The sequence below is a fragment of the Paraburkholderia bryophila genome (assembly GCF_013409255.1).
Taxonomy (GTDB): domain Bacteria; phylum Pseudomonadota; class Gammaproteobacteria; order Burkholderiales; family Burkholderiaceae; genus Paraburkholderia.
On the sequence record NZ_JACCAS010000001.1, the window covers coordinates 2,405,314 to 2,419,615 of the forward strand.

Annotated in this window: 15 protein-coding genes and 1 tRNA gene; 11 read left to right on the forward strand and 5 right to left on the reverse strand. The window is 62.5% G+C overall.

Going from position 1 to position 14,302, the window contains the following annotated elements; all coding sequences use genetic code 11:
- Positions 1–74 precede the first annotated feature (74 nt).
- Positions 75–968 (forward strand): RNase adapter RapZ, encoded by an 894-nt coding sequence (rapZ, locus tag GGD40_RS10620; RefSeq protein WP_035562446.1) that lies wholly within the window; start codon positions 75–77, stop codon positions 966–968.
- A 39-nt stretch (positions 969–1,007) separates the two neighbouring features.
- Complete coding sequence (locus GGD40_RS10625; protein ID WP_035553568.1) at positions 1,008–1,643, forward strand: LON peptidase substrate-binding domain-containing protein; 636 nt, start codon at positions 1,008–1,010, stop codon at positions 1,641–1,643.
- Positions 1,644–1,719: 76 nt separating this feature from the next.
- On the opposite strand, the gene mutY is transcribed toward GGD40_RS10625, so the two are convergent.
- On the reverse strand, positions 1,720–2,844 hold the full coding sequence (gene mutY, locus GGD40_RS10630) for an A/G-specific adenine glycosylase (RefSeq protein WP_179743646.1): 1,125 nt from the start codon (positions 2,842–2,844) through the stop codon (positions 1,720–1,722).
- Positions 2,845–2,851: 7 nt separating this feature from the next.
- On the reverse strand, positions 2,852–3,682 hold the full coding sequence (gene mutM, locus GGD40_RS10635) for a bifunctional DNA-formamidopyrimidine glycosylase/DNA-(apurinic or apyrimidinic site) lyase (RefSeq protein ID WP_179707006.1): 831 nt from the start codon (positions 3,680–3,682) through the stop codon (positions 2,852–2,854).
- Positions 3,683–3,769: 87 nt separating this feature from the next.
- On the opposite strand from mutM, the gene GGD40_RS10640 reads away from it, so the two are divergent.
- The 8 genes from GGD40_RS10640 (at position 3,770) to hisC (ending at position 11,063) form a co-directional block, all read left to right on the forward strand.
- Positions 3,770–5,611: a tetratricopeptide repeat protein gene (locus GGD40_RS10640; protein ID WP_179707008.1), complete on the forward strand. Its 1,842-nt coding sequence runs from the start codon at positions 3,770–3,772 to the stop codon at positions 5,609–5,611.
- Positions 5,611–6,243, forward strand: coding sequence for a lipoprotein insertase outer membrane protein LolB (gene lolB / locus GGD40_RS10645; protein WP_179743648.1), 633 nt, complete (start codon positions 5,611–5,613; stop codon positions 6,241–6,243). The genes GGD40_RS10640 and lolB overlap by 1 nt, the downstream gene beginning before the upstream one ends.
- 88 nt (positions 6,244–6,331) lie before the next feature.
- A complete protein-coding gene (gene ispE, locus GGD40_RS10650; RefSeq protein WP_179743650.1) occupies positions 6,332–7,213 on the forward strand; it encodes a 4-(cytidine 5'-diphospho)-2-C-methyl-D-erythritol kinase in 882 nt (293 codons plus the stop codon).
- 51 nt (positions 7,214–7,264) lie between these two features.
- Positions 7,265–7,341: transfer RNA gene (locus tag GGD40_RS10655), tRNA-Gln, on the forward strand.
- Between the two features lie 45 nt (positions 7,342–7,386).
- Positions 7,387–8,343 carry a ribose-phosphate pyrophosphokinase gene (locus tag GGD40_RS10660; protein ID WP_179707015.1) on the forward strand — a complete coding sequence of 319 codons (957 nt, stop codon included), beginning with the start codon at positions 7,387–7,389 and terminating at the stop codon, positions 8,341–8,343.
- Between the two features lie 164 nt (positions 8,344–8,507).
- Complete coding sequence (locus tag GGD40_RS10665; protein ID WP_179707017.1) at positions 8,508–9,128, forward strand: 50S ribosomal protein L25/general stress protein Ctc; 621 nt, start codon at positions 8,508–8,510, stop codon at positions 9,126–9,128.
- Between the two features lie 151 nt (positions 9,129–9,279).
- Positions 9,280–9,882, forward strand: a complete 603-nt coding sequence (gene pth, locus GGD40_RS10670) for an aminoacyl-tRNA hydrolase (protein ID WP_179707020.1) — start codon at positions 9,280–9,282, stop codon at positions 9,880–9,882.
- A 101-nt stretch (positions 9,883–9,983) separates the two neighbouring features.
- Positions 9,984–11,063, forward strand: a complete 1,080-nt coding sequence (hisC, locus tag GGD40_RS10675; RefSeq protein WP_179743651.1) for a histidinol-phosphate transaminase — start codon at positions 9,984–9,986, stop codon at positions 11,061–11,063.
- A gap of 155 nt (positions 11,064–11,218) precedes the next feature.
- Here the strand turns inward: hisC and GGD40_RS10680 are convergent, their stop codons facing one another.
- The 3 genes from GGD40_RS10680 to rsmD all read right to left on the reverse strand — a co-directional run bounded on the left by GGD40_RS10680 (position 11,219) and on the right by rsmD (position 12,782).
- Entirely contained in the window at positions 11,219–11,476 is a 258-nt protein-coding gene (locus GGD40_RS10680) for a YfhL family 4Fe-4S dicluster ferredoxin (RefSeq protein ID WP_035553594.1), read from the reverse strand.
- Positions 11,477–11,539: 63 nt separating this feature from the next.
- Positions 11,540–12,055, reverse strand: coding sequence for a pantetheine-phosphate adenylyltransferase (gene coaD / locus GGD40_RS10685; protein WP_035553596.1), 516 nt, complete (start codon positions 12,053–12,055; stop codon positions 11,540–11,542).
- 112 nt (positions 12,056–12,167) lie between these two features.
- On the reverse strand, positions 12,168–12,782 hold the full coding sequence (gene rsmD / locus GGD40_RS10690; protein ID WP_179743652.1) for a 16S rRNA (guanine(966)-N(2))-methyltransferase RsmD: 615 nt from the start codon (positions 12,780–12,782) through the stop codon (positions 12,168–12,170).
- A gap of 241 nt (positions 12,783–13,023) precedes the next feature.
- Between rsmD and ftsY the strand changes: the two genes are divergently transcribed.
- A complete protein-coding gene (gene ftsY / locus GGD40_RS10695; protein WP_179743653.1) occupies positions 13,024–14,208 on the forward strand; it encodes a signal recognition particle-docking protein FtsY in 1,185 nt (394 codons plus the stop codon).
- The last annotated feature ends 94 nt before the right edge of the window (positions 14,209–14,302 follow it).

A 14,302-nucleotide genomic window follows, 5' to 3' on the forward strand; every position in this document is an offset into this window, starting at 1 on the left:
GCAGCCTACGGCAGGCCGCGGGTACGAGCATGGGGACCAGATGCTATGATGAAATGTACGGTTTTGACGACTCCATGCGCATAATCCTGATCACCGGTATATCCGGCTCCGGCAAGTCAGTTGCCTTGAACGCGCTTGAAGACGCGGGCTATTATTGCGTCGACAATTTGCCGCCGCGTTTCCTGCCGCAGCTGGCGTCGTACCTCGCCGAAGACGGGCACGACCGCCTCGCGGTCGCAATCGACGCACGTTCGAGCGCCTCGCTCGACGACATGCCCGCCATGATCCGCGATCTGTCGCGCGCTCATGACGTGCGCGTCCTCTTCCTGAACGCCAGCACGCAGTCGCTGATCCAGCGCTTCTCCGAAACACGCCGCCGCCATCCGCTATCCGGTTCTACCGCGCATGATGCGGACGTCGGCCTGCTCACCTCGCTCGCGGAAGCGATCGAACGTGAACGCGAATTCGTCGCGGGTCTCGCGGAATTCGGCCATCAGATCGACACCAGCAATCTGCGCGCGAACGTGTTGCGCGCGTGGGTCAAGCGTTTCATCGAGCAGGAAGATGCAGGGCTCGTGCTGATGTTCGAGTCATTCGGCTTCAAGCGCGGCGTGCCGCTCGACGCCGATTTCGTCTTCGACGTACGCACGCTGCCGAACCCGTATTACGATCACGAATTGCGGCCGCTCACGGGCCTCGACAAACCGGTGATGGATTTTCTCGATGCGTTGCCGGTTGTGCATGAAATGATCGACGACATCGAGAAGTTTCTCGCCAAATGGCTTCCGCATTTCCGCGACGACAATCGTAGTTATCTGACCGTCGCGATTGGTTGCACGGGTGGCCAGCACCGTTCGGTGTTCATCGCGGAGACGCTTGCCGCGCGTCTCGCAGCCTCGGCGAATGTCATTGTGCGGCACCGCGATGCGCCGGTCGACGCCAGCGCATCATCGAAGTTAGTGGCTTAACCGGCCGCATCGCGCGGCCTCAACTCGAAGCGTTGCGCCATGTCTTCTACTTCTACTGTGCTTGCCGATGTGCCGCTGTTTCCGCTGCATACGGTGCTGTTTCCCGACGGCCTGCTGCCGTTGAAGATCTTCGAAGCGCGCTATCTCGACATGGCGCGCGACTGTCTACGCGAGAAAACGCCGTTCGGCGTGTGTCTGCTGAAAAGCGGCGCCGAAGTCGCGCGTGAGCAGGAGCCTTCGGTGCCCGAAGCAATCGGCTGTCTGGCCGAAATCGAGGAGTGCGATGTCGAAGCCTTCGGCATGCTGCTGATTCGCGCACGCGGCACGCGGCGCTTCCGGCTGCTGTCTCATCGGGTGGAACACAATGGTTTGCTGGTCGGCATGGCCGAGCCGCTCGGCGAAGACATGCCGCTCGAGGGCAATGAACTGCTGGCCAAATTCGGCGCGTGCGCGGAAGTGCTCGAGCGGATCATTGCCACGATCCGCGAGCGGGACGCCGATAGCCTGCCGTTCGCGGAGCCGTTCAGGCTCGAAGATCCGTCGTGGGTGTCGAACCGGCTCGCCGAGGTGCTGCCGATCGCATTGCGTGCGCGTCAGAAACTGATGGAATTGCAGGACGCTGGCGCACGGATCGATGTGGTTCATCACTACATGCAGCAGCATCAACTGCTTTGAATACGCCGCGAAGCAAGCGTTAAAGGGACCCGTTCCCGGCAGACACACGCTCAAGCTACAGAATGCGGCCGATTGATCAGATTAACGAACCCTGCAAGCCGTCCAGCAGCTTGCGCACCGGCGCCGGCACACCGAACGAATCGAGATCGCTCAACGTGACCCACGCGGTGTCTGCGTCGCCTAGCACGGTCAGTGCGCCTACCTTGCTATCCAACTCGGCGAGGCGCGGCTCGATATCCAGCTTGAAGTGCGTGAACACATGCGTGAGCGGCGCCAGCGGCGAGACCGCACCGTCACCGCCGAACGCGCGCGCACGTTCGGCGAGCGCGGCTTCGTCGGCGGCTTCGGGCAGGCTCCACAAGCCGCCCCAGATGCCCGACGGCGGCCGTTTCTCCAGCATTACCGCGTTGCCGTCGCGCAGCACCAGCATCCACGTACGACGCGTCGGCACGGTTTTCTTCGGACGCGCCGTGGGCAGTTCGCGCTGACGTCCCGTCACGTTGGCCACGCAGTCGACCGCATACGGGCAGCGCAAACAATCCGGCTTGCCGCGCACGCACAGCGTGGCGCCGAGGTCCATCAGACCTTGCGTGTAGGCGCTGACTTCGTCGTCCGATGCGTTGAGCGGCAGCAGCGATTCCGCCAGCGTCCACATTGCGTTTTCGACTTTCTTTTCGCCGGTAAAACCTTCGACGCCGAACACCCGCGCCAGCACGCGCTTCACATTGCCGTCGAGAATCGTCGCGCGCGCGCCGAACGCGAACGACGCGATCGCCGCCGCCGTCGAACGGCCGATGCCCGGCAACTCCGCGAGTTCTTCGACCGAGGCCGGAAACGCGCCGCCATGCCGCTCGACGACGGTCTGCGCGCAGCGATGCAGATTGCGCGCACGCGTGTAGTAGCCGAGACCGGCCCACAGCGCCATGACGTCGTCAACCGGCGCGGCGGCGAGCGCGGCGACATCCGGACAACGCGCGAGAAACTTCGCGTAGTACGGAATCACCGTCGACACCTGGGTCTGCTGCAACATGATTTCCGACAGCCAGATGCGATACGGATCGCGCGTGTTTTGCCACGGCAGATCGTGACGCCCATGCTGACGCTGCCACGCGATCAGCCGCGCGGAAAAATCGGACATGACCGGGAAAGCGGCCTGAGGCGCAGCGGACGAAGTTGAACGCGGTGTTAAGCGAGAAGGCATTGAGGAATTAACGCTGACAGGTGGGACAGAAATACGTGGAGCGCTGCCCCTGCACGATCTGTTTGATCGCCGTTCCACACACGCGGCACGGCAGCCCCGCGCGATCATAGACGAAATAGTCGAGCTGGAAGTACCCGCTTTCGCCATTACTGCCGACGAAATCGCGCAGCGTACTGCCGCCCTTCTCGATTGCGGCGGCGAGCGTCACCCGCACGGCGTCGGCGAGCAGGTCGTAGCGCACCAGCGAGACGCGGCCCGCCGCGGTAGTCGGCCGGATGCCGGCGCGAAACAGACTTTCCGACGCGTAGATATTGCCCACGCCGACCACGATTTCACCGGCCAGCAGTGCCTGCTTCACCGACACCTTGCGCCCGCGCGTGAGACGATGCATCAGCGCACCGGAGAACGCCGGCGAAAACGGCTCCACGCCAAGCCCGGCGAGCAGCGGATGCTCGAGCACGTCGCCGGCTTCACGCGAATGCCACAGCACCGCCCCAAAGCGCCGGGGATCGCGATAGCGCAGAATGAATTCGTCGAAAATCCAGTCGACGTGATCGTGTTTCGCCGCGGCCGGCGGATGCGGCACGTGACGCAGCACCCGCAGCGTGCCAGTCATGCCAAGATGCACAATGAACCAGCCCGCGTCGATTTCGAACAGCAGATACTTGCCGCGCCGCTCGACCTTACGGACCACATGGCCGCGCAAGGTTTTCGCAAGCTCGGCCGGAATCGGCCAGCGCAGCGCGGGCGTGCGGATGTCGACGCGTTCAACCTTGCGGCCGGACACATACGGTTCGATTCCCCGTCGGGTAACCTCAACTTCTGGCAACTCTGGCATGTCTAACTGGTCTGCAACTTGCGTGAGTGGTTGTGCGCGTATTGTAGCGAGCGCGTTACAATCGACCGAAACATTGAACGGATTTCCATGAACTTGTCCTTCGTGAAGCTGTTTTCGAAGCGCCCGGCTAGCGCATTCCGCGTGCCGCACGCCGTGTCCGCCCGCCGGATGCTAGGTGCCGCCGCGCTCGCGGTCTGGGCGCTGGCCGCCGTGCCCGCGCACGCGCAGGACCCTTCCCCGGACTCGGATGACACTTCAGTCACCCTGCCCGACCCGCTTGGGCCCGCGTCGGCGGAAGACCAGAAATCTCTGCCGAATGTGCCGCTGACAAGTCAGATCGTATTCCAGGTGCTCGCCGCCGAAGTCGCGTTGCAACGCGACCAGCCGGCGCCCGCCTACCAGACCTATCTCGCGCTCGCGCGCGACACGCACGATCCGCGCATGGCGCAACGCGCCACCGAAATCGCGTTGGGCGCGCAAAGCCCGTCGGACGCACTGGCCGCCGCGCAGTTGTGGCAGCAGTATGCGCCGAGTTCGGAGCGCGCCGCGCAACTCGACGCGTCGCTACTCGTGTTGTCCGGCAAGCCTGACGACGCCGAGCCGATCCTCGCCCGCGAACTCACCAAGGTGCCTGCCGAGAATCGCGGCAGCGCCATGCTGGCGTTGCAGTTGCTGCTCTCGCGCGGACCGAATCGCGTTGGTGGGTTGCACGTGCTGCAGGATCTGTTGAAGAACGACATGGACCGGCCGGAAGCGCAACTGGCGATCGCACGTCAGCAGATTCAGGCGGACGACGCGCCGGGCGCGCGCAAGTCGCTCGAACAGGCGCTCACGCTCAAGCCGGACTATCTGCCGGCCGCGTTGATGCTGTCGCAGATGGGCCCGGAAGAGCGCAAGGAAGGCATTGCGTCGCTCGAAAAGTACGTGCAGCAAAATCCGAAATCGCATGACGCGCGTCTCGCGCTCGCGCAGATGTATCTCGCGAGCGACCGTCTGGACGACGCGCAGAAGCAGTTCGAGACCATGCACAAGAACGACGCGAAAGATCTCACGCCGCTCATGGCGCTCGCGTTGATCAAGATCCAGCAGAAGAATTTCACCGACGCGCAAACGTATCTGACGCAATACGCGCAGCAGGCCGAGAAAACGCCGGGCGCAGATCCGGGCCAGGCGTATATCTACTTGGCGCAACTGTCGCTCGAGCAGAAGAACGAGGCGGCCGCGGGCGACTGGTTGAACAAGATTTCGCCGCAGAGCCAGCAATACGTGCCGGCGCAGATCACACGCGCCCAGTTGCTCGCCAAGCAGGGCAAGACCGACGACGCGCGCAAGCTGCTGGCCACGCTGCCGGCGCCCGATCCGCGTGACCAGGCGCTGATCGCCCGCACCGACGCGGCGATCCTGTTCGACGCGAAGCGCTACCCGGAAGCGGAGTCGCGCCTGCAGCAAGCCACGGCGAACTTCCCCGACGATCCCGATCTGACCTATGACTACGCTATGGCCGCCGAAAAAACCGGCCATTACGATGTGATGGAAGCGCAGTTGCGCAAGCTGATCCAGACGCAGCCGGACAATCCCCAGGCGTACAACGCACTCGGGTATTCGCTGGCCGATCGTGGCCAGCGCCTCCCGGAAGCGGACAAGCTGGTCGAGAAGGCGTCGTCGCTGGCGCCTAACGACGCGTTCATCATGGACAGCGTCGGCTGGGTCAAATTCCGCATGGGCGATACGTCGGACGCGATCAAGCTGCTGCGCAAAGCGTACGACATCCAGCCGAACGCCGAAATCGGCGCGCATCTCGGCGAAGTGCTGTGGAAAACCGGCGCGCAGGACCAGGCACGCGCGGCGTTCCGCGACGCCCGCAAGCTCGAACCGGACAACGACACGCTGGTCAAAACGCTTCAACGTCTCCAGGTGAACGATCTTTGATGCGTCTTTCCCGTTTGCTTTCCTTTCCCCGGGCGCTGCGTGGCGCGGTGCTCGGATTCGCAGCGGCGGCGGCTGTCGCGTTGGCCGGCTGTGCGTCGGTCGCGCCGAAAGGGCCGTCCACGTCGAATGCCGCGACTTCCCTGACCGCGCAGACCAGCCGCGCTTATCAAGGCCGGTTCGCGATCCAGTACAACGATCAGAACGGCCAGCAGCGCAACGCGTACGGCAACTTCATCTGGCAGGAAACCGGCGACACCGTGACCCTGCAGTTGCGCAATCCGCTCGGCCAGACGCTGGCGGTGGTGACGTCGTCGCCGGCCTCGGCCACGCTCGAACTGCCGAACAAGCAACCGCTCACCGCGGATAACGTCTCCACGTTGATGCAGAACGCGCTCGGCTTCGCGCTGCCGGTCGAAGGGCTGCGTTATTGGCTGCAACCGTCGCCAGCCCCGACTTCGCGCGCGAAGACAGAGAGGGATCCGGACCAGCCCTCGCGTCTGAAGCAGATCACGCAGGACGGCTGGACGATCGACTACCTTGCGTACGCCGATGCCCCGGCCACCGGCGTGAAGCGCCTGAACCTGAGCCGTTCGGAACCGCCGCTCGACATCAAGCTCGTGCTGGATCAGTAACGCATCGACTCGCGCCGCGCTTCGACTGATGTCGTCGCGCTGCCTCGCTTTTTAGCGCCGCTATGGCGCACGTAGCCTCGAATCACTCATGATTGAAACCACCGATTCGCTGCGCGATTGCCTCGCGCCCGCGAAACTCAACCTCTTCCTGCACATCACGGGCCGTCGGCCGGATGGCTATCACACGCTGCAAACGGTCTTCCAGTTGCTCGACTGGGGCGACACGCTGCACTTCAAGCGCCGCGAAGACGGGCTGATCACGCGCAGCACCGAGATCGCCGACGTACCGGCGGAACACGACCTCACGGTGCGCGCCGCGACGCTATTGAAGGCGCATACGGGCTCGCGCGAAGGCGTCGACATCGAAATCGACAAGCGCCTGCCGATGGGCGCCGGCCTCGGCGGCGGCAGTTCCGACGCGGCGACCACGCTGCTTGCGCTGAACCGTCTGTGGAAGCTCGATTTGCCCCGCCTTGAACTGCAGGAACTGGCGCTGAAACTCGGCGCGGACGTGCCGTTCTTTGTTTTTGGAAGAAATGCGTTCGCGGAGGGTGTCGGAGAAGCATTGGACGTTGTACAATTGCCGCCGCGCCATTTCCTAGTAGTGACGCCGAGAGTTCAGGTTCCCACTGCAGCGATTTTTTCCGAAAAAGCGTTGACAAGAGATTCGAAACCTCTCATAATTACGGACTTTCCTGCAGAACTTAGCTGCAATACTGAATGGCCAGAAAGTTTTGGCCGCAATGACATGCAGCAGGTTGTCGTAGGAAAATACGCGGAAGTAGCGCAAGTGCTGCGATGGTTTGAAAACGTCGCGCCAGCGCGGATGTCTGGATCAGGTGCAAGTGTCTTTGCAGCGTTTCGTAGTAAAGTTGAGGCAGAGGCGGCGCAAGCCAATCTGCCCGGCAAATGGAACAGCGCAGTGGCCGCCAGTCTAGAGCAACATCCACTCTTTACTTTCGCGTCATAGTTTTGCGTCATCGAACGAAACTCCACGTTCGGTGAGGCTCAAAGTTAGTGTAGGGGAGTCGCCAAGTTGGTTAAGGCACCGGATTTTGATTCCGGCATTCGAAGGTTCGACTCCTTCCTCCCCTGCCAAAAATTCTCGCATTTCCCTCGCCCCCAGCCTGAAGTAGGTGCACGATGAGCAGCCATGACGGCCTGATGGTTTTTACTGGCAACGCAAATCCCGCGCTTGCACAGGAAGTCGTCAAAATCCTCGGTATTCCCCTCGGCAAAGCAATGGTTAGCCGTTTCTCGGACGGTGAAATCCAGGTCGAGATTCAGGAAAACGTGCGTGGCAAGGATGTTTTCGTCCTGCAGTCCACATGCGCACCGGCGAACGACAATCTGATGGAACTGATGATCATGGTCGATGCGCTCAAGCGCGCATCCGCCGGCCGGATCACCGCAGCCATCCCCTACTTCGGTTATGCCCGTCAGGATCGTCGCCCGCGTTCGGCGCGCGTCGCCATTTCGGCGAAGATCGTGGCGAACATGCTGGAAATCGCCGGCGTCGAGCGGATCATCACGATGGATCTGCACGCCGACCAGATTCAAGGTTTCTTCGACATTCCGGTCGACAACATTTACGCCACGCCCGTGCTGCTCGGTGATCTTCGCCAGAAGAACTACGAGAACCTGCTGGTCGTTTCGCCGGACGTTGGCGGCGTGGTGCGTGCCCGGGCTTTGGCGAAGCAACTGAATTGCGATCTCGCAATCATCGACAAACGTCGCCCGAAGGCGAACATCGCCGAAGTGATGAACATCATCGGTGAAGTCGAAGGCCGTACCTGCGTGATCATGGACGACATGGTCGACACCGCCGGCACGCTCTGCAAGGCAGCTCAGGTTTTGAAGGAACGTGGTGCGAAGCAGGTGTTCGCTTACGCTACCCACCCGGTTCTGTCGGGCGGTGCAGGCGAGCGTATCGCGGCTTCCGCACTCGACGAACTCGTTGTCACGGACACGATCCCGCTCGGCGAAGAAGCCCGCTCGTGCGCAAAGATCCGTTCGCTGACCAGCGCCGGTTTGCTGGCCGAAACGTTCTCGCGGATTCGCCGCGGCGACTCGGTCATGTCACTGTTCGCTGAAAGTTAAGTATTTGCGAAGGCGCCGCGCGTCGCTTCAGGCGGCCCGCGGCGCTTTTGCACAATCGGCATGAACGAACGAAGGTTTGTGCCGCAGCTCTGGGGCCTCAGCCATAACGGCTTGGAGGCCCCGTTTTTACTGCCTGGTCGCGGGCAGTGCATTGGAGATTCAACATGAAAGTAGTCGCTTTCGAACGTTCTTTGCAAGGTACGGGTGCGAGCCGCCGCCTGCGTATCGCGGGTAAGACCCCGGGTATCGTATATGGCGCTGGTGCTGACACGCAATTGGTCGAACTGGACCACAACGCACTGTGGCACGCGCTGAAGAAAGAAGTTTTCCACTCGTCGATCCTCGAATTGGAAGTGGCAGGCAAGTCGGAACAGGTTCTGCTGCGCGACGTGCAATACCACCCGTTCCGTCAGCTCGTGCTGCACGTGGACTTCCAACGTGTCGACGCGAAGAAGAAGCTGCACACCAAGGTGCCGCTGCACTTCATGAACCAGGAATCGAACCCGGCAGTCAAGCTGTCGAGCGCGGTGATCTCGCACGTCATCAACGAAATCGAAATCGAGTGCCTGCCGTCGGCACTGCCGGAATTCCTCGAAGTTGATCTGGCAACGATCGAAGCAGGTCACTCGGTTCACGCCAAGGACATCAAGCTGCCGGCAGGTGTGTCGCTGGTTGCTCACGTCGAAGCAGAAAATCCGGTGATCGCAGCTGCAACGATCCCGGCTGGCGCAATCGCTGAAGGCGACGCTGCCGCTGCTGCTGAAGGCGAAAAGCCGGCTGCTTAAGAATGCCTCAGGCAAAGAACAAGTAATCCTCTCGATCCGTTTCAATGAAACGGTCGATGTGACCCGCCGAGGTTCGCCCCGGCGGGTTTTTTTTCGTTTTCTTTTCGGCACGGCGGCGTTCAGCTACCGGGCCAGACGGACCAACGCAATCATGATCAAGCTGATCGTCGGGCTCGGCAATCCGGGCGCCGAATACACCGCGACGCGCCACAACGCCGGCTTCTGGCTGGTCGATCAATTGGCGCGCGAAGCAGGCACGACGCTGCGCGACGAGCGGCGCTTCCACGGTTTCTACGCGAAGGCGCGGCTGCACGGTGAGGAAGTGCATCTGCTGGAGCCGCAGACTTATATGAACCGCTCGGGTCAATCGGTAGTGGCGGTGGCGCAGTTCTTCAAAATTCTGCCCGATGAGATTCTGGTCACGCATGACGAGCTCGACATGCCGCCCGGCAGCGTCAAGCTGAAACTGGGCGGTGGCAGCGGCGGCCATAACGGTCTGAAGGACATCACTGCGCATTTGTCGTCGCAGCAATATTGGCGGCTGCGGATCGGCATTGGACATCCGCGTGACCTGATTCCCGAAAGCGCGCGTGCCGGCGCCAAGCCGGATGTCGCCAATTACGTGCTGAAGCCGCCGCGGCGTGAAGAGCAGGACGTCATCGATGCATCGGTCGAGCGCGCGCTCGCTGTCATGCCGCAGATCATCAAGGGCGAGCTGGAACGGGCGATGACCCAGTTGCATCGCAATCCGTGACCGATCTACGAGCTGACGTGCTCTGAACTGGTATAGGCTGACTCGCCTTGCCCCGCTCGTCGCGGGGTTTCACGCCGCATCGCCCTCGATAGGAGAATCGCTTGAGCCGCTATTGGAGTGACGTCGTTCATCGTCTGACGCCGTATGTGCCGGGCGAACAGCCCGTGGCCACGCATCCGGTGAAGCTGAATGCCAACGAGAATCCCTATCCGCCATCACCGCGCGTGGTCGAGGCGATCCGCCGCGAGTTGGGCGAAGCCGGCGAGTCTCTGCGGCGTTATCCGGATCCGACGGCGCTCAAGCTGCGCGAAACGGTAGCCGCGCATCATGGCATCCGCGCCGAGCAGATCTTCGTGGGCAACGGCTCGGACGAAGTGCTCGCGCTCACGTTCCAGGCGCTGCTAAAACACGATAAACCCTTGCTGTTCCCGGATATCACGTACAGCTTTTATCCGACCTACGCGCAGCTGTTCGAGGTGGAATACAAAACCATTCCGCTCGACGACAGCTTCGCCATTCACATCGGCGATTACGCGACGCCGAATGGCGGCGTCCTGCTCCCGAATCCGAACGCGCCGACGGGCCGTCCGCTGCCGCTCGCCGAGATCGAGCGTCTGGTCGCGCGCAACACCGATTCCGTCGTGGTGATCGACGAGGCCTACGTGGATTTCGGCGCGGAGTCGGCCATCGCGCTGCTGGACCGTTATCCGAATCTGCTTGTCATTCAAACCGTGTCGAAGGCGCGATCGCTTGCCGGTATGCGCGTCGGCTTTGCGTTCGGCCATCCAGCGCTGATCGATGCGCTTAACCGCGTGAAGGACAGCTTCAACTCGTATCCGCTCGACCGGCTCGCGCAGGTCGCCGCCACAGCGTCCTATGAAGACGACGCGTGGTTTCGCGACCATTGCGCCAAGGTGATCGCGAGCCGCGAGCGGCTGGCCGCGGGACTGACGGCGCTGGGCTTCGAGGTGGTGCCGTCGGCGGCGAATCTGCTGTTCGCGCGCCATGAGGGTTACGACGCCGCCACGCTCGTGTTGCGGCTCAGGGAAAGGGAGATTTTCGTGCGCCATTTCAAGGCGCCGCGAATCGACCAGCATCTGCGGATCTCAGTCGGCACCGACGCCGAATGCGAGATTCTGTTGGCCGCGCTGCGCGATATTTTCAGCGCGTACATCGGATAACCGGGCGCGCAAAGCACGACGCGCGGGGATTGGCGCTTTACGCGTCACACGCGCACGAGCACGCGCACGCAAAAAGCAAAGCCCAACCCCAAAAGCAAACGGCGAGGCCCAAGCCTCGCCGTTCATCCACTCTCGCATCGCGCTAATTCGCGCGATCAAGCCTCTTTCGCCGCCACCAGCGCGTGGTACTTCGCCATCAACCCATCGGGCGTTTCCAGATGCTCGGGATCGCGCGGAATGCACTCCACCGGACACACCTGAATACACTGCGGCTCGTCGAAATGGCCGACGCATTCGGTGCATTTCTTCGGGTCGATCACATAGATTTCCGGGCCCATCGAAATCGCGTCGTTCGGGCACTCGGGCTCGCACACGTCGCAATTGATGCACTCGTCGGTAATCATCAAGGCCATACTTCTCTCACTTCGCGCCGGCCGTAGCCGACTTTAATCCGTCAAACCGACAGTTTACGCCGGTTACGGTTGTCCCGCCGACGCCTCGCCGCTGGTATCCAGCGCGGCGACTTTCTCTTTCAGCCATTTTTCGACCGACGGGAACACGAATTTGCTGACATCGCCGCCCAATTGCGCGATTTCACGCACGATGGTGCCGGAGATGAACTGATACTGATCGGACGGCGTCATGAACATGGTTTCGACGTCGGGCAGCAGATAGCGGTTCATGCCGGCCATCTGAAACTCGTATTCGAAGTCCGACACGGCGCGCAGGCCTCGCACGATCACCCGCGCGTTATTGCTGCGCACGAAGTCCTTCAGCAGGCCCTTGAAGCTCATCACCTGAACGTTCGGGTAGTGCCCCAGCACTTCGTGAGCGATGTCGAGGCGCTCCTCCAGCGTGAAGAACGGCTTCTTGTTGCGGCTGTCGGCAACGCCCACCACCAGCGTGTCGAAAATGCTCGACGCGCGCCGCACGAGGTCTTCGTGACCGCGAGTCAGCGGGTCGAATGTGCCCGGGTACACGGCGACTACCATGAGACTTCTCCTCTCTTCAGACATAGGGGCACGTCAAAGCGTCCATCCGACGCCGTCGGCACCGACCGCGCGCGTAACGGCAAACCGCCCGGCGCTTGTTATGGAACGCGCATTATTCCTTATTTTCGCGCTGCAGCAAATGAAAGTGGACGGCGCCCGCTTTCCCTTGCCGCACGATTTCCCAGCCGGCTAGCGTCTCGTTGCCCTCGAGTTCGAGCGCTTCGCCCGTTTCCACGTACAGAAAACCTTCGGCGCTGATCAACGGCACGGCCAGCGTGAGCGCCTTGTCGAGCAGACCGGCGTCGAATGGCGGATCGAGAAACACCACGTCGAACGAGCCGGGCGCAAGGCTTGCAGCAAGCCGCAGGCCGTCCGCTTCGGCAATTTCGATCGTGCGCGCCGCGAGGCGTTCCTGATTCGCGCGCAACTGGGCGGCGGCGCGCGCATTGCGCTCCACCATCAGAACCCGCGCCGCGCCGCGCGACGCCGCCTCGAAGCCTAGCGCGCCGCTGCCGGCGAACAGATCGAGGCAGCGCCGACCTTCCAGATCCTGGCCAAGCCAGTTGAAGAGCGTTTCGCGCACGCGGTCGGGCGTGGGGCGCAGGCCGTCGAGGTCGAGCACGGGCAACGGTGTGCGCTTCCAGTCGCCGCCAATGATGCGGATGGCGTGCGGCTTGCCGCCTTTGGACGAAGCGCCGTGAGCGCGTGAAGATGAAGAACGGGGCATGCAGTTTCAATGACTTGATGTGGGCGCCCGCCACGCCGATGCGCGGGGGCCGGAGCGCCAACGTTACCACAGGGGCGCGCCGCGTCCAGCCTGGCCGTTCGGCCGATACGACGGGCGGCGGCGCGCCTGATAAAATGTGCGGCTTCCAGCGCCTTGCATCCCGCATCGCAACGCTGCCTGCCGCTCCCACCGGCCTTGTGCCGGCTACGCGCATCGGCGCGCGCTTTCACCACGCCAGATCATGTTCAGCTTTTTCAAACGATTCAAGGGTTCGAAAGAGTCCGATAACGCGCCAGAAGAGTCGCAAACCGCGCCGGAAGGCTTGGCGCCCGAGCGCGCGGTAGAGACGCCTGTCGCACCGTCGGCGCCGCGTCCGGCGGTGGTTTCGCCCGCCCCTGCTCCTGTGGCCGCTCCAATCGAGCCGGAGCAAGAAGAACCCGCGCTCGAAGAATACGAAACCGACGAAACCCCCAAAACCCCCGAAACCGTCGAAATCGTCCCGCCCCCCGAGCAGGACGCGGGCGCCAAGCGCTCGTGGCTAACGCGCCTGAAAACCGGCCTGTCGAAGACGAGTTCCAGCCTGACCGGCATTTTTGTCAACGCGAAGATTGACGACGACCTCTACGAGGAACTCGAAACCGCGCTGCTGATGTCCGACGCGGGCGTCGGTGCCACCGAGTTCCTGCTCGAATCGCTGCGTGAAAAAGTGCGCGCTGAGCGCCTCACCGATCCGCAACAGGTGAAGGCAGCGCTGCGCACTCTGCTGATCGACCTGCTCAAGCCGCTCGAAAAGTCGCTGATGCTCGGCCGCGCGCAGCCGCTCGTCATGATGATCGCCGGCGTGAACGGCGCGGGCAAAACGACCAGCATCGGCAAGCTCGCCAAGCATCTGCAGAGTTTCGACCAGTCGGTGCTGCTGGCCGCCGGCGACACGTTCCGCGCCGCCGCGCGCGAGCAGTTGGCGATCTGGGGTCAGCGCAACAACGTGACGGTCGTGTCGCAGGAAAGCGGCGACCCGGCGGCGGTGATCTTCGACGCGGTCGGCGCCGCGCGAGCGCGCAAGATTGACGTGATGATGGCGGACACGGCCGGCCGTCTGCCGACCCAGTTGCATCTGATGGAAGAGCTGCGCAAGGTGAAGCGCGTGATCGGCAAGGCGCAAGACGGCGCGCCGCACGAAGTGCTGCTGGTGATCGACGCGAACACCGGCCAGAACGCGCTCGCGCAAGTGAAGGCCTTCGACGACGCGCTCGGCCTCACCGGCCTGATCGTCACCAAGCTCGACGGCACGGCAAAGGGCGGCATTCTCGCCGCAATCGCGCGGCAGCGACCGATTCCGGTGTATTTCATCGGCGTTGGCGAAAAGGTCGAGGATTTGCAGCCGTTCAGCGCGGAAGAGTTTTCGGACGCGTTGCTGGGCGGTTGAACGACGCGAACGTCTTGACGCAGCAGTGAGCGCAAAGCGGCGACAAGCGAAAAGCAGCAACAAGAAAAAGCAAAAGCAACAAGCAAAAAGGGCA

Coding starts and splice junctions, on each gene's coding strand:
- rapZ (WP_035562446.1), top strand. CDS start 75: ATGCGCATAATCCTGATCACCGGTATATCCGGCTCCGGCAAGTCAGTT.
- GGD40_RS10625 (WP_035553568.1), top strand. CDS start 1,008: ATGTCTTCTACTTCTACTGTGCTTGCCGATGTGCCGCTGTTTCCGCTG.
- mutY (WP_179743646.1), bottom strand. CDS start 2,844: ATGCCTTCTCGCTTAACACCGCGTTCAACTTCGTCCGCTGCGCCTCAG.
- mutM (WP_179707006.1), bottom strand. CDS start 3,682: ATGCCAGAGTTGCCAGAAGTTGAGGTTACCCGACGGGGAATCGAACCG.
- GGD40_RS10640 (WP_179707008.1), top strand. CDS start 3,770: ATGAACTTGTCCTTCGTGAAGCTGTTTTCGAAGCGCCCGGCTAGCGCA.
- lolB (WP_179743648.1), top strand. CDS start 5,611: ATGCGTCTTTCCCGTTTGCTTTCCTTTCCCCGGGCGCTGCGTGGCGCG.
- ispE (WP_179743650.1), top strand. CDS start 6,332: ATGATTGAAACCACCGATTCGCTGCGCGATTGCCTCGCGCCCGCGAAA.
- GGD40_RS10660 (WP_179707015.1), top strand. CDS start 7,387: ATGAGCAGCCATGACGGCCTGATGGTTTTTACTGGCAACGCAAATCCC.
- GGD40_RS10665 (WP_179707017.1), top strand. CDS start 8,508: ATGAAAGTAGTCGCTTTCGAACGTTCTTTGCAAGGTACGGGTGCGAGC.
- pth (WP_179707020.1), top strand. CDS start 9,280: ATGATCAAGCTGATCGTCGGGCTCGGCAATCCGGGCGCCGAATACACC.
- GGD40_RS10680 (WP_035553594.1), bottom strand. CDS start 11,476: ATGGCCTTGATGATTACCGACGAGTGCATCAATTGCGACGTGTGCGAG.
- coaD (WP_035553596.1), bottom strand. CDS start 12,055: ATGGTAGTCGCCGTGTACCCGGGCACATTCGACCCGCTGACTCGCGGT.
- rsmD (WP_179743652.1), bottom strand. CDS start 12,782: ATGCCCCGTTCTTCATCTTCACGCGCTCACGGCGCTTCGTCCAAAGGC.
- ftsY (WP_179743653.1), top strand. CDS start 13,024: ATGTTCAGCTTTTTCAAACGATTCAAGGGTTCGAAAGAGTCCGATAAC.